This is a genomic window from Bacillus cereus, from assembly GCF_007678085.1.
In the GTDB taxonomy this organism is placed as follows: domain Bacteria; phylum Bacillota; class Bacilli; order Bacillales; family Bacillaceae_G; genus Bacillus_A; species Bacillus_A cereus_BE.
Window position 1 is genome coordinate 454,916 of the sequence record NZ_VEDW01000002.1, and the last position, 14,443, is coordinate 469,358.

The window sequence follows — 14,443 nt, forward strand, 5'->3', positions numbered from 1 at the left end:
GTTATTTACAAGTGTATATGAAAGAGTTACTATTTAATGGTAATATATTACATGTTTTTTAGATATAAAAGGTTGGGATGAATAGGATATGGAGAACTTTGAATGTAGAAATACAGAAGTTGTATTAGAGAAATTTCAGGTCGTAACCCCTATATTTCAGGCGTTGGGAGATGAGAATCGTCAGCAAATTATTATGCTGTTGTTAGAAAACAAACAGATGAATGTAACGCAAATAACAGATAGAATGGGGATTTCTAGACCAGCTGTTTCGCATCATTTGAAAATTTTAAGACAAGCAGAACTAATTGTAGCGAATCGAAATGGAAAAGAAATTTTTTATTCTATAATAGCTGGAGAATTTTTAAAACAGGTGAAGGATTTACTTCAAGCAATAGAGTCAAATTATTAATTTTTTTTAACTAACATGTAAACAAGTTTAAACTTTTAAACTTGTTTTCGTGAAAGGGGTAATAAAAATGAACAGAATAAATCGTATGTATGTCATTATGTTATTTGTTCCTTTGTTTTGGGGTGGGTCTTTTGCAACAGCAGAGCATGTTATTACTGAAATTCCACCGATTACTGCGGCAACAATTCGTTTTGGTTTAGCGGGTTGTATTTTAATGGGCATCGTGTTTATGAAATCTGAGTGGAATACAAGTTTGTTATTAAAGAATTGGAAAGGACTGTTATTTGTATCGTTAACAGGTATTTTTGGCTACAATGTTTTTTTCTTTATGGGACTTAACTATACTTCCACTCTGAATGGCTCGCTTCTTATTGCTACAATGCCCGTTTTTGTAACATTGGGAGCAATAATGTTTTTTAAAGAGTCTTGGAGTATAAAAGTCGGAATAAGTTTAAGTTTGTCCCTTGTCGGTGTAATAGTGGTTATTACGGGTGGTTCAATGAATATGCTTATGTCTTTGTCATTTAATAAGGGAGATCTTTTATTTATAGCTGCTTTAACCTGTGGGGTTTTATATAGCTTAACAGGAAAAAAGGTTATGAATGGTATCTCCCCTTTGTTAACAACAATGAGTATGACGGTATTGGGTACTGTGTTTTTAGCAGGCCTTTCTCTATATGAAGATGGGTGGGGAAAGGTTGTAACGCTCTCTTTACAGGGATGGATAGAAATGTTGTATATGGTCGTATGCGGGACGTTAGTTGGATATATCGTGTTTAATAAAGGGGTTGAAGAACTAGGTGCAAGCAAAGCTAGTATGTATTTAAATCTAACCCCTATTGTGGCTACTGGTATATCAGTTATATTGTATGGAGCATCTGTTACGTGGCAACAAATAGTTGGAATGATAATCGTATTAATTGGGGTTTATATAGCAACGGTACAATCAAATAAAGGTATAAAAAAGTTTTCACGTAATCAATATGTTTCGAAATAGGTAGAAATCATTGGGCTCTATAAGTCTTAATGAGAGTAATCTATGAATTAGGGATAAAACCCCCATTTCCGGAAAAGCTACTAATGAAAGTTTGATCTTGCCTAAAAGAGGTGAACGGAAATGAGATGGATACTGATTGCGATGCAAGCTTTCGTTATGACGTTTTGTTTCGTTTATGAAACGAACGTGAAGGCGGAAGGGCCAGTACCAGAAGTAACAGAAAAAGAGCCGAAAGTTACAATTTTATTAGAGCGAATGTATGTTGATGGAGAAGTAAGTGAGGAAATATTTACAGAAAAAGTGGCAGACTTAGAAAAGTTTTTACAGCAATATAAAGAATGGCAGCTTGTTGATCGTGATGATGTACAAATTGTATTACAAAAGAAAGTTGATGATATTTCTCCGTTATTAAAGACGAGCGGTTATTTTGGTGTGTCAGAGGAAGGGATATTACAAATTTTCAAGGGTGTACCGAAAAGTGATAATGCGATTCACTCCTTCTTCCAAATTGATATGAAAAAGCTTGAGAGTTATGAGCGTGCGAAATTGAAGCGGGGTATTCGGATTAAATCAAAAGAAGGTTTTGTGAAGACGATTGAAAAAATGAAGCAATACGCAGTGCAAAATAAGAAAAAAAGCAGCTCATGGTGAGCTGCTTTTTTCTTACTTATTTTTATCCAAAATTTGTTTTGCGATTTCATCAATTAGCATGTCTTTTCCGATTGGATTGAATGCTTTCGTATTGAAGACTTCATTCGATACTTCATATACATGATTGTTTTTAACTGCTTTATTGTCTTTCCAAACGGCACTGTTTTTGTAGTCTTCGTAAACTTTATCAGCTTCGCCGCCAAAGTTTACAATAAACATTTGATCAGGTTGGAATGCAACAAGACCTTCTAGCGATACTTGTGCCATCGTTTGTTTTAAATCTGTACCTTTTGTTGCTGGAAGTTTTAAGTCGTTAAAGATGATATCACCATATCCGAAGCTACCGTATACACGGAAGTTTTGTGGTGTAACTGCGACGAACATAAAGTTCTCATCTTTTGTTTTTTCTTTAATTTTTTTAGATAAAGAGTCTGCTTTTTTATCGTAGTCTGCAATCCATTTGTCTGCTTTCTTTTCTTCGTCAAATAGTTTACCTACTTCTTTAAACTTACCGCGCCAGTCTTCTAAGTTTGTTTCTAAAACAACTGTCGGTGCAACCTTTTCTAATTGATCATAGATCTTTAATTGACGATTATTTAAAATAATTAAGTCTGGTTTTAAAGCAGTAACAGCTTCTAAATCAACTTTAGGTGCCCAGTACCAACCTACTGCTTTTACACCATCTAATTTTTCTGTTAAGTGATTTTGGATTTTATCTTTATATGTGTTTGCTGTACCGACAGGTTTGTGTCCAAGAAGTAATAATTCTTCTGTTGATCCAGATAAATCAACAATTCTCTTTGGATTTACTGGAATTGTCGCTTCCCCTTTAGCGTGTTTTACAACTTTTGTTTTCGGTTGTTCTATCGCTTTTGATTCTTCTTTTTGAGAAGAACAGCCAACGATAGAAAAAACAACTAGCATAATAGTACATAAAATAAATAGCTTCTGTTTCATCCTGATGTAACCCCTTTAATTAGTATTGATAATCATTATCGACCTCTGTATATTAAGGTGGTTCATGCTTTCTGTCAATGGAAAATAACAGAAGTTTCAAATGGAGAACGTTTGTTGGGGTAGTCTCGCTTTTCTATCATTAAATATGTTAAAATGGAATACATGATTTAAGAGGGAGAGATCGTATTTTGTTTGAATATGTTACAGGTTACGTGGAGTATGTAGGACCGGAATATGTCGTAATTGATCATAATGGAATTGGTTATCAAATTTTCACACCGAATCCGTATGTATTTCAAAGAAGTAAGCAAGAAATCCGTGTCTATACATATCATTATGTGAGAGAAGATATTATGGCACTTTACGGGTTTAAAACACGTGAAGAGCGTTTATTATTTACAAAGTTGTTAGGTGTGTCTGGTATTGGGCCAAAAGGCGCTCTTGCAATTTTAGCGTCTGGTCAAACAGGACAGGTCGTTCAAGCGATTGAACATGAAGATGAGAAGTTTTTAGTGAAGTTCCCGGGCGTCGGAAAGAAAACAGCGCGCCAAATGATTTTAGATTTAAAAGGAAAACTAGCAGATGTCGTACCAGATGCATTTGTTGATTTATTCTCAGATACAGAACGTTTTGATGAGAAGAAAGGTTCATCAGCTGAGCTTGATGAGGCGCTGGAAGCTCTGCGCGCACTTGGATACGCAGAACGAGAAGTTTCTCGCGTTGTACCAGAGTTATTAAAAGAATCATTAACGACGGATCAGTATATTAAAAAGGCACTTAGTCTTTTACTAAATGGTAAGAGGTGAGTATAATGGACGAACGTCTCCTTTCAGGGGAATCTGCATATGAAGATGCGGATTTAGAATATTCATTACGGCCACAGACGCTCCGTCAGTATATTGGCCAAGATAAAGCGAAACATAATTTAGAAGTGTTTATTGAAGCAGCGAAAATGCGTGAAGAAACGTTAGATCACGTGCTTCTATATGGACCGCCAGGGCTTGGTAAAACGACGCTTGCGAATATTATTGCTAATGAAATGGGCGTTAATGTTAGAACAACTTCAGGTCCAGCAATTGAAAGACCAGGAGATTTAGCAGCTGTATTAACAGCGCTTCAGCCGGGGGATGTATTATTTATAGATGAAATTCATCGTTTGCATAGATCGATTGAAGAAGTGCTATATCCTGCGATGGAAGACTTTTGCCTTGATATTGTAATTGGGAAAGGACCGTCAGCACGATCTGTACGTTTAGATTTACCGCCATTTACATTAGTTGGAGCAACGACACGTGCAGGAGCATTATCAGCACCACTTCGTGACCGTTTCGGTGTACTTTCAAGATTAGAGTACTATACAGTAGATCAGTTGTCTGAGATTGTAGAACGTACAGCAGAAGTATTTGAAGTTGAAATTGATTCGTTAGCTGCACTAGAAATTGCAAGACGTGCTCGTGGTACACCTCGTATTGCGAATCGTTTATTACGACGTGTACGAGATTTCGCACAAGTTCGTGGTAACGGAACAGTTACAATGGAAATTACACAAATGGCGTTAGAACTACTGCAAGTAGATAAATTAGGTCTAGATCATATCGATCATAAATTATTGCTTGGTATTATTGAGAAATTCCGTGGTGGCCCAGTTGGGTTAGAAACCGTTTCGGCAACGATTGGAGAAGAATCTCATACGATTGAAGATGTGTATGAGCCATATTTATTACAAATTGGCTTTTTACAACGAACGCCAAGAGGCCGAATCGTAACGCCGCTTGCATATGAGCATTTCGGAATGGAGATGCCAAAAGTATGACGGAGATGCCAAAATTGCTTATTACAGCGGGTATCTTACTTATCATTGTTGGATTAGCTTGGAAGTTCATTGGAAGGCTTCCAGGCGATATTTTTGTGAAAAAAGGAAACGTTACCTTTTATTTTCCTATCATTACATGTATTGTGTTAAGTATTGTATTATCTTTTATTATGTATATAATAAATCGATTTAAATAAGAAATAGGTGGATATAGTTATGGATATAAATCTGTTTGATTTTCATTTACCAGAAGAACTGATTGCACAAGTCCCATTAGAAGATCGTGAAACATCAAGATTAATGGTGTTAGACCGTGAAACAGGTGACATTGAGCATAAACATTTTACAGACATTCTTTCTTACTTACATAAGGGAGATTGCTTAGTTTTAAATGAAACGAAAGTAATGCCTGCTCGTTTACACGGTGTGAAAGAAGATACAGGCGCACACATTGAAGTACTTCTTTTAAAACAAGAAGAAGGCGATAAGTGGGAAACGCTTGTTAAGCCAGCAAAACGTGTAAAAGAAGGAACTGTTATCTCTTTTGGTGAAGGGAAATTAAAAGCAACTTGTACAGGAACTGCAGATCAAGGTGGACGTCAGCTTGAATTTTCATATGACGGCATCTTCTATGAAATTTTAGATGAACTTGGAGAAATGCCACTTCCTCCATATATTAAAGAGACGCTAGAAGATCGCGATCGCTATCAAACAGTATATGCGAAAGAAATCGGTTCAGCAGCAGCGCCGACTGCAGGACTTCACTTTACAGAAGAGTTACTGGAGAAGTTAAAACAAAAAGGCGTTGAATTAGCTTTCATTACACTTCACGTAGGGCTTGGAACATTTAGACCAGTTTCTGCCGATACGATTGAAGAACACCATATGCACGCAGAATATTACCATATGTCTGAAGAGACAGCGGCATTATTAAATCGTGTGAAAGAGAGTGGTGGCCGTATTATTACGGTAGGTACGACTTCAACTCGTACGTTAGAAACAATTGCGACAGATCACGATAGCAAGCTTTGTGCTGCTTCTGGCTGGACAGATATTTTCATGTACCCAGGTTATGAATTTAAAGCAATTGATGGTTTGATCACAAACTTCCATTTACCGAAATCAACATTAATTATGCTTGTAAGTGCATTTGCAAACAGAGATAATGTACTTCATGCTTATAATGAAGCAGTAAAAGAAAAATATCGTTTCTTTAGCTTCGGTGATGCAATGTTCGTTGCATCTCACGCTAAAATGGGAAACAAATAAAAGGAGTAAATTATGACAGCAATTCGTTATGAATTTATAAAAACTTGTAAACAAACAGGTGCCCGTTTAGGACGCGTACATACGCCGCACGGTTCATTTGATACACCGACATTTATGCCAGTTGGTACACTTGCAACAGTTAAAACAATGTCACCAGAAGAATTAAAAGCAATGGATTCTGGCATTATTTTAAGTAATACGTATCATTTATGGCTACGCCCAGGTCACGAAATTATTCGTGAAGCAGGCGGTTTGCATAAATTTATGAACTGGGATCGTGCAATTTTAACGGATTCTGGTGGTTTCCAAGTATTCAGTTTAAGTGACTTCCGTCGTATTGAAGAGGAAGGCGTTCACTTCCGTAACCACTTAAATGGAGATAAATTATTCTTATCACCAGAAAAAGCGATGGAAATTCAAAATGCATTAGGGTCAGATATTATGATGGCATTTGATGAGTGTCCACCATTCCCAGCTACTTTTGAATATATGAAGAAGTCTGTAGAGCGTACAAGCCGCTGGGCAGAGCGTTGTTTAAAAGCGCATGAACGTCCACAAGATCAAGGTTTATTCGGTATTGTACAAGGTGGAGAGTTCGAAGAGCTTCGTCGCCAAAGTGCAAAAGATCTTGTTTCAATGGACTTCCCTGGTTACGCTGTAGGTGGTTTATCTGTAGGTGAGCCGAAAGATATTATGAACCGTGTACTTGAGTTTACAACGCCGCTTCTTCCAGATAATAAGCCACGTTACTTAATGGGAGTAGGTTCTCCTGACTCATTAATCGATGGTGCAATTCGTGGTATTGATATGTTTGACTGCGTACTTCCAACTCGTATCGCTCGAAATGGTACATGTATGACAAGTGAAGGCCGTCTAGTTGTGAAAAATGCGAAATTCGCAAGAGACTTCGGTCCGCTTGATCCAAATTGTGATTGCTATACATGTAAAAATTACTCTCGTGCGTACATTCGTCATTTAATGAAATGTGATGAAACGTTCGGAATTCGTTTAACGTCTTATCACAACCTTCATTTTCTGTTAAACTTAATGGAGCAGGTGAGACAAGCTATTCGTGAAGACCGTCTTGGCGATTTCCGCGAAGAGTTCTTTGAACAGTATGGCTTTAATAAACCGAATGCTAAAAACTTCTAATACATAAATTAAAAGGAGGAACAAAAGATGAATCCAGGTATGATGAATATCGTTATGATCGTTGCGATGTTTGCGATTTTCTATTTCTTATTAATTCGCCCGCAACAAAAGCGTCAAAAAGCAGTTGCTCAAATGCAAAGTGAGTTATCAAAAGGTGATGCTATCGTAACAATCGGTGGTTTACACGGTACAATCGAATCAGTAGATGATACGAAAATCGTTATTAAATCTGGTGGTTCACACTTAACTTTCGATCGCAATGCGATTCGTGAAGTTGTGAAAAACTAATGAGGAAGGCCCTGCATGAAATGTGCAGGGCCTTTTTTTAGTTGTTTTGTTTTGACATATTTACACCGAAAATACCACCGAGTGTACTCGCACCCATTAATGCTAATTGATAAAGTAACTGTGAGTTCGATAAAGTTTGAGAGAAGCCTAAATAGTTAACTAGAAAAACAAGTATAGCGAATGTAAGACCTGTTGTGAAACCTACTAGCCAACCTTTCCCTTGTGCTTTTTTGCCGGCAGTAAATCCGGATATCAGCATAGATAAAAGAGCTAGTATAAAAATAGTAACAGCTAATGTCCCTTCAGTCATATCTGTAAACTTTAATAAAAGAGCCATAACCATGCTAATAATTGATGCAAGAATTAATAAGGTAATGATACCAAAGCCGATTGCAGTTGATAATTTTTTCGTTCCATCCATGTATACATTCCCCCTTTTTAATACAAGCATATTTCCCTTTTTCCTAAGTTAGACTAGTTTCTTTTTTATAGGGGAGTCTATACGTAAAAAAGGAGATGTAGAAATGGAATGGATATCGGTAATTGGCCGGACGATGCTTTTGTATATTATCATCTTAATTATTTTTCGTCTTATGGGTAAACGTGAGATAGGAGAATTAAGCGTATTAGATTTAGTCGTATTTATTATGCTTGGCGAAATGGCTGTAGTCGCAATTGAAAATACGGATAAATCACTCTGGCATCAGTTAGTTCCAATGACTTTTCTTATGTGTATACAAATCATTTTGTCAGTCATTTCACTAAAGTTTCAGCGATTTCGGCATTTGATAGAAGGAGAACCAGCGATCATTATTAATGCCGGGAAAATTGATGAAAAAAAGATGAGAAACCAGCGATATAATATAGATGATTTAATGATGCAATTAAGGGAGCAGGGAGTCGGAGATATAAGAGATGTAGAATATGCTATTTTAGAACCATCTGGGAAGTTATCTGTCTTTCAAAAGCAAAAAGATAAACAGGATGCATTACAGTTTACTCTTCCTCTTATTATCGATGGAGAAATTCAATCGAGTCATTTACAAATGATTGAACATACAGATGAATGGCTTATTGGGAAATTAAAAAACTTAGGTTATAACGATATCGCGCAAATTTTATATTGCAGTTTTCAAAATGGACAATTCTTTGTTGATTTGAAAGAAAACTAGAAGCTTACTATATGAAATAGTAAGCCTGTTTACTTCAAAAATGAAAGTTTTCGAATGATAGGGAGCCGACTTAACTCTTCTTTTCGAATGAGCTTGAAAGTGAAGAGGAGCACAATATAAACGAGTGTTGTTAAAGTGATTTCCCATAATGTTTGTATACCAAGTGAATGAGAAAAAATCATATACTTATGAAGGTAAAAACCGAAGGAGCCTGCAATACCGATGGCAAGTCCGCCGAAAATGTAGTCTTTTGCGTAAATGGTAAATGTAATTTTCTTTAAAACAGTAGCGTAATGAAGAAATGTTACCGTTACTATATTTGCAGCGATAGCGAGTGCAACTCCCATCATTTGAAACTCTGGTCTTGAAGCTAGTACAAAAATAACGATTAATTTTACGATTGCGCCAATAAATGTATTCATCATCGCCGCACGTGCTAAGTTTAAAGCTTGTAAAACAGAGGTAAGTGGACTTTGAAAGTAATGAAATAAAAAGCAAGGTGCAAGAAGTTGGATGAATGCTGTTGCACTGTCCGATCCATACATAAGAGTTAAAACAGGAGAAGCAAATACGTATAATATAACAACTGACCAGCCACCAGTAATTAATGAGATGCGCAGAGCTTGTTGCAAGCGGTGTTCTACTAATTTATGTTGTCTTTTGGCCATTGCTTCACTAATAGATGGAACGAGTGCTGTAGAAAGAGCGTATGTAATAAAGGCTGGCAGTGAAAGAAGTGGGAAGGCATACCCGTTTAATATACCGTATTGCTGGGTTGCGACGGAGGCAGCAACGCCGGCAATCGCTAAGCTTTGCATAACGACGATAGGTTCAAAAAAATAGGAAACGGAACCGATTAAGCGACTTCCTGTAGTTGGAAGTGCAATATCCATAAGAGAATAAAATGTCCCCTTGCTTTCCTTTACAGTAGTGAAAAATCCAGAGCGTATAGATAAATGCTTTTCGCGCTGGAATAAAGTGAGTAAAAATAATAACGATGCAACTTCACCGAGAACGGCTGATAACATAGCGCCAGCTGCAGCATATTCTACGCCATATGGTAAAAATAATTGAATGCATATAGCGATAATGGTAATGCGGACAACTTGTTCTATAACTTGAGCATAAGCGCTAGGTTTCATATTTTGTTTCCCTTGGAAATAACCGCGTAAAACAGAAGAAACAGCAATAACAGGAACGACAGGTAAAATGGCCATTAATGGATAGTACGTTCGTTCATCAGTTAATAATGTTTTTGCTAAAATAGGTGTGAGGAGCATAATTCCAATTGTTAAAATGATACTAATAACGGATGTAACTGCTAATGATACTGTTAATATTTTTTTAACTCTTTGTTTATCATTCACAGCTTCTGCTTCTGCTACAAATTTTGCGATTGCGACAGGAAGGCCAATTTGTGTTAATGTAATTGCTAGAATGAATGTAGGAACGGCCATCATATAAAGGCCAACGCCTTCTTCACCTAAAATACGTGCCATTACAATCCGGTTAATAAATCCAAGGATTTTGGTAATAAAGCCGGCTATCATTAAAATAAATGCGCCTTTTAAAAAGCTTTGTCTCGTCATGGTCTTCTCCTACCTTCTCAAAATCAGTGGAATGATTTACAATAATTTATATGCACGTACGAGACAAGAATGACAAGCATTTGAGAGAGTGAAGTATGATCGTGCTCTTGAAAGTGGTTATTGCTGTCCATTAGAGCGGGATTAAAAGCGACTTTTCGTGCTGAAATCAGAAGGAGATGTTATGTATGTTAGAAAAAGAGGCTTTGGTAGAATCATACCGCGGACAGTTACAAGTCGTTTTAGAAAGTAAAGTAGAAGAGTTCCACATGTTCGGTTATGACCGAGTAACAGATGATGACATTTGGAAGTTTCTTAAAGTGAAAAAGTGGAAGAAGATAGACGGCGATGTGAGGTTATATGAATTAGTAAATGATGTATTAAGAGTAAGTGCTAATGAATATATGACTTATTTAACTGTTGAAGCATATCAAGCGCCACTTTGGTCATTTGATGAATATGAAAATAAATAACCGACTGCAATTGGTTTGTTCTTCCTTTTGCAGTATAATGATAGGTATTGATAATGAGGAAATAATTATGTCTAAGATCATATATAAAGGGGGTAGTGAAGAGAGAAAATAAATAATGAAAGTGTAGGTATTGTGAAAAACATACCGACGCAGCTAGTGGTGAACTAGCAAAATTATAGAAAGGAAGTCTACTAACTAGGCGTATGCACACGTATAAAGTGAATCGTAAGAGATTTATTTAAAGTGTTAGTAGCAGAAAGAGGGTACATATGGCAAAGCGTGGTACGAGAATTGCCGCCTTTTTCCTCATCGTTTTATTAATCGGTGGAGTAATTGGTGCGGCAGGAAAAGACATAGCAAAAGGAATTAGTCTAGGACTAGACCTTCGCGGTGGTTTTGAAATTCTGTATGAAGTAAAACCAGCCAAAAAAGGTGATAAAATTGACCGAGAGGCACTTGTCAGTACAGTAGGTGCTCTTGAAAATCGTGTCAATGTACTCGGTGTAAGTGAGCCGAACATTCAAATTGAAGGGCAGGACCGAATTCGCGTACAGCTTGCTGGTGTACAAGATCAGCAAAAAGCACGTGAAATGTTATCAACACAAGCGAAATTAACATTCCGTGATGTAGATGACAACCTTCTTATGGACGGAACGGATTTAAAAGGCGGCGGAGCAAAGCAAACATTTGATGAGCAAGGCCGTGCGAGCGTAGGTCTTACACTAAAAAGCGCTGAAAAATTCCGTGAAGTAACTGAAAAAATTTCAAAAATGCCGCCACCAACGAATTTAATGGTAATTTGGCTTGATTTTGAAGAAGGAAAAGATTCGTATAAAGCAGAATCTGCAAAACCGAATCCGAAGTTCTTATCAGCAGCAACAGTAAGCCAAGTGTTTAACCAAGCTGAAGTATCTATCGTAGGTGGAAACTTCACAGTTGAAAGTGCAAAACAACTTTCATCTTTATTAAATGCAGGTGCACTTCCTGTTGATTTAAAAGAAATGTATTCAACATCAGTTGGAGCGAAATTTGGTCAACAAGCGTTAGAGCAAACGATTTTCGCTAGTGCGATTGGTATCGCTCTTATTTTCTTATTTATGCTTGTATTCTACCGTTTACCAGGACTTGTAGCGGTTATTATGTTAGGTCTATACATTTTCGTTACATTACTTGTCTTTAACTGGATGCATGCAGTTCTTACGTTGCCAGGTATTGCGGCGTTAGTGCTCGGGGTAGGTATCGCAGTTGATGCGAATATTATTACGTACGAGAGACTGAAAGAAGAGCTGAAAATTGGTAAGTCAATGATGTCAGCATTCCGTGCTGGTAACCATCGTTCATTAGCAACCATTTTAGATGCGAACATTACAACACTTGCAGCAGCTGGTGTATTATTCGTTTATGGTAATAGCTCTGTAAAAGGGTTCGCAACAAGTTTAATCGTAAGTATTTTAGTCGGTTTCATTACAAACGTATTCGGTACTCGTTTCTTACTAGGATTACTTGTAAAGAGCCGTTACTTCGATAAAAAACCAGGATACTTTGGTGTAAAACAAAAGGATATTATTCCATTAACAAAAGGTGTAGTACATCCACCGACAAGATTTGATCGTATTAACTTCGTAAATATCGGTCATAAATTCCTTGTTTTCTCGATTGTAGTTGTAATTGCAGGTGCAATTATTTTACCAATTTTCAAATTGAATCTTGGTATTGACTTTGCGAGTGGTACACGTATCGACTTGCAATCAAAACAAGCCCTTACTGTATCTGATGTTCATAAAGATTTTAAAGAATTGAACATTGATGTAAAAGAAGAAAACATTGTACCGACTGGAGATGACAATAAAGGATTCGCAGTTCGTACATTAGGTGTTCTATCAAAAGATGAAATTGCGAAAACAAAAACATTCTTCCACGACAAATATGGTACAGATCCAAACGTAAGTACAGTTTCACCAACAATCGGTAAAGAAATTGCACGAAATGCGTTTATCGCTGTATTAATCGCCTCTGCGGTTATCATTTTATACGTAAGTATTCGATTCCGATTTACGTACGCATTATCTGCAGTACTTGCATTATTACATGATGCATTTGTTATGATTGTTATATTTAGTATTTTCCAATTAGAGGTAGACTTAACGTTTATCGCTGCGGTATTAACAATCATCGGTTATTCTATTAATGACTCTATTGTTACATTTGATAGAAACCGTGAATTATACAAACAGAAAAAACGAGTTCGCGATATAAAAGACTTAGAAGAAATCGTAAATGCAAGTATTCGTCAAACGCTTGGTCGTTCAATTAACACCGTATTAACAGTGTTGTTCCCGGTAATTGCGTTACTTATCTTCGGTAGTGAGTCATTACGTAACTTCTCGTTTGCTTTACTTGTCGGATTAGTTGTAGGTACGTACTCTTCTGTTTTCGTCGCTTCTCAAATTTGGTTAATGCTTGAAAACCGTCGTTTGAAAAAGGGCAAAAACAAGAAAAAGGTTGAGAAAGTAGAATCTGAACCGCAAGTATAAAAAAGATGATGTCTCTTTATGAGGCATCTCTTTTTTCGTTTGTGGATACAATAAGATAGCAACTTTGAAATAGGAAAATGGAAGAAAGTGGTGATGTTATCGCTGTTTTTGTTACAATAAAAAGATAGGTTAAGAAAAGAAGGGATTTTAATTATGGAAAAAGATGAACGTTTTAAACAGGCCGAGTTTGGTGCTATTGTCGGGATCGTTGGTAATATTATATTAGCGATTGTAAAGGCGGTAATTGGTTATATTGGGAACAGTAAAGCGCTATTAGCGGATGCGGTGCATTCTGCGTCAGATGTAATTGGTTCACTAGCTGTACTGTTTGGATTGCGAGCAGCAAAGCAGCCGCCCGATGAAGATCATCCGTATGGTCATGGTAAAGCGGAATCGATTTCAGCGATTATTGTTGCAGTATTGTTATTTATTGTGGGGATCGAGATAGCGATTTCGTCTATAAAAGCTTTTTCGCAAGAATTAGAACCACCGAAAGGAATTACGATTTTTGCTGTTGTTCTTTCGATTATCGTGAAAGAAGGAATGTTTCAATATAAATTCCGATTAGGGAAAAGGGTAAATAGTGATGCAATTATTGCAAATGCATATGAGCACCGTTCGGATGTATTTTCTTCAATTGCAGCTTTAATCGGTATTTGTGCAGCGATTATCGGTGGTAAGTTCGGGTTAGATTGGCTTGTATATGCCGATCCAATTGCAGGATTATTTGTTTCACTTCTTGTTGCAAAAATGGCGTGGAGTATTGGGGCGGAAGCAATACATGCAACGCTGGATCATGTTCTTCATGAGGAAGATGTAATTCCACTTAGAGAAGCAGTACTTCAAATAGATGGTGTGAAAAAAATCGGTTCTTTATATGCAAGGGAGCATGGTCATTATGTTATTGTTGATATTAAAGTTTCGGTAGATCCATACATTACTGTCGAGGAAGGTCACCGTATTGGAAAGCATGTAAAAGAAACGCTTATGGAACAAGATAACGTACAAAATGTGTTCGTACATATAAATCCGTATTCTCCAAATTAAAGATCATTAACATTTTTGTATGCAGATATTGCATCGTAGTTTGCATTATATTGTCACCCCTTAATCTGTCTTGTATAATGAACAGGTTAAGGGGT

Annotated in this window: 16 protein-coding genes; 13 read left to right on the forward strand and 3 right to left on the reverse strand. The window is 36.8% G+C overall.

What is annotated here, in order from left to right:
• The first annotated feature begins 88 nt into the window (after positions 1-88).
• The 3 genes from FS742_RS11470 to FS742_RS11480 all read left to right on the forward strand — a co-directional run bounded on the left by FS742_RS11470 (position 89) and on the right by FS742_RS11480 (position 2,057).
• Complete coding sequence (locus FS742_RS11470) at positions 89-409, forward strand: ArsR/SmtB family transcription factor (RefSeq protein WP_097951217.1); 321 nt, start codon at positions 89-91, stop codon at positions 407-409.
• 67 nt (positions 410-476) lie between these two features.
• Complete coding sequence (locus FS742_RS11475; protein ID WP_144612437.1) at positions 477-1,406, forward strand: DMT family transporter; 930 nt, start codon at positions 477-479, stop codon at positions 1,404-1,406.
• A gap of 120 nt (positions 1,407-1,526) precedes the next feature.
• A complete protein-coding gene (locus FS742_RS11480; protein ID WP_144612439.1) occupies positions 1,527-2,057 on the forward strand; it encodes a BofC C-terminal domain-containing protein in 531 nt (176 codons plus the stop codon).
• 12 nt (positions 2,058-2,069) lie between these two features.
• Here FS742_RS11480 and FS742_RS11485 read toward each other — a convergent pair whose 3' ends face one another.
• Entirely contained in the window at positions 2,070-3,014 is a 945-nt protein-coding gene (locus FS742_RS11485; protein ID WP_144612441.1) for an iron-hydroxamate ABC transporter substrate-binding protein, read from the reverse strand.
• A gap of 188 nt (positions 3,015-3,202) precedes the next feature.
• Here FS742_RS11485 and ruvA point away from each other — a divergent pair, with 188 nt between their 5' ends.
• The 6 genes from ruvA to yajC are packed head-to-tail and all read left to right on the forward strand — an operon-like array spanning position 3,203 to position 7,536.
• On the forward strand, positions 3,203-3,820 hold the full coding sequence (gene ruvA / locus FS742_RS11490) for a Holliday junction DNA helicase RuvA (RefSeq protein WP_000464511.1): 618 nt from the start codon (positions 3,203-3,205) through the stop codon (positions 3,818-3,820).
• Between the two features lie 5 nt (positions 3,821-3,825).
• Positions 3,826-4,827 (forward strand): Holliday junction branch migration DNA helicase RuvB, encoded by a 1,002-nt coding sequence (ruvB, locus tag FS742_RS11495; protein WP_046197784.1) that lies wholly within the window; start codon positions 3,826-3,828, stop codon positions 4,825-4,827.
• A complete protein-coding gene (locus tag FS742_RS11500) occupies positions 4,824-5,024 on the forward strand; it encodes a DUF2905 domain-containing protein (RefSeq protein ID WP_061672388.1) in 201 nt (66 codons plus the stop codon). The genes ruvB and FS742_RS11500 overlap by 4 nt, the downstream gene beginning before the upstream one ends.
• 19 nt (positions 5,025-5,043) lie before the next feature.
• On the forward strand, positions 5,044-6,096 hold the full coding sequence (queA, locus tag FS742_RS11505) for a tRNA preQ1(34) S-adenosylmethionine ribosyltransferase-isomerase QueA (protein WP_144612443.1): 1,053 nt from the start codon (positions 5,044-5,046) through the stop codon (positions 6,094-6,096).
• Between the two features lie 12 nt (positions 6,097-6,108).
• Positions 6,109-7,248, forward strand: a complete 1,140-nt coding sequence (tgt, locus tag FS742_RS11510) for a tRNA guanosine(34) transglycosylase Tgt (protein ID WP_000125362.1) — start codon at positions 6,109-6,111, stop codon at positions 7,246-7,248.
• Between the two features lie 27 nt (positions 7,249-7,275).
• Positions 7,276-7,536, forward strand: coding sequence for a preprotein translocase subunit YajC (gene yajC / locus FS742_RS11515; protein WP_001068068.1), 261 nt, complete (start codon positions 7,276-7,278; stop codon positions 7,534-7,536).
• Between the two features lie 37 nt (positions 7,537-7,573).
• On the opposite strand, the gene FS742_RS11520 is transcribed toward yajC, so the two are convergent.
• Complete coding sequence (locus tag FS742_RS11520) at positions 7,574-7,957, reverse strand: TIGR04086 family membrane protein (RefSeq protein WP_087982117.1); 384 nt, start codon at positions 7,955-7,957, stop codon at positions 7,574-7,576.
• A gap of 103 nt (positions 7,958-8,060) precedes the next feature.
• Here FS742_RS11520 and FS742_RS11525 point away from each other — a divergent pair, with 103 nt between their 5' ends.
• The gene (locus tag FS742_RS11525) at positions 8,061-8,708 is read left to right on the forward strand and encodes a DUF421 domain-containing protein (protein WP_144612445.1); all 648 of its coding nucleotides are present in this window, start codon (positions 8,061-8,063) and stop codon (positions 8,706-8,708) included.
• Between the two features lie 29 nt (positions 8,709-8,737).
• Here the strand turns inward: FS742_RS11525 and spoVB are convergent, their stop codons facing one another.
• On the reverse strand, positions 8,738-10,297 hold the full coding sequence (gene spoVB / locus FS742_RS11530; RefSeq protein WP_048531383.1) for a stage V sporulation protein B: 1,560 nt from the start codon (positions 10,295-10,297) through the stop codon (positions 8,738-8,740).
• A 185-nt stretch (positions 10,298-10,482) separates the two neighbouring features.
• Between spoVB and FS742_RS11535 the strand changes: the two genes are divergently transcribed.
• From FS742_RS11535 to FS742_RS11545, 3 genes are all read left to right on the forward strand, one after another.
• A complete protein-coding gene (locus tag FS742_RS11535; RefSeq protein WP_144612447.1) occupies positions 10,483-10,767 on the forward strand; it encodes a post-transcriptional regulator in 285 nt (94 codons plus the stop codon).
• A gap of 269 nt (positions 10,768-11,036) precedes the next feature.
• On the forward strand, positions 11,037-13,301 hold the full coding sequence (gene secDF / locus FS742_RS11540; protein ID WP_144612449.1) for a protein translocase subunit SecDF: 2,265 nt from the start codon (positions 11,037-11,039) through the stop codon (positions 13,299-13,301).
• Between the two features lie 153 nt (positions 13,302-13,454).
• Positions 13,455-14,348, forward strand: a complete 894-nt coding sequence (locus FS742_RS11545; protein ID WP_144612450.1) for a cation diffusion facilitator family transporter — start codon at positions 13,455-13,457, stop codon at positions 14,346-14,348.
• The last annotated feature ends 95 nt before the right edge of the window (positions 14,349-14,443 follow it).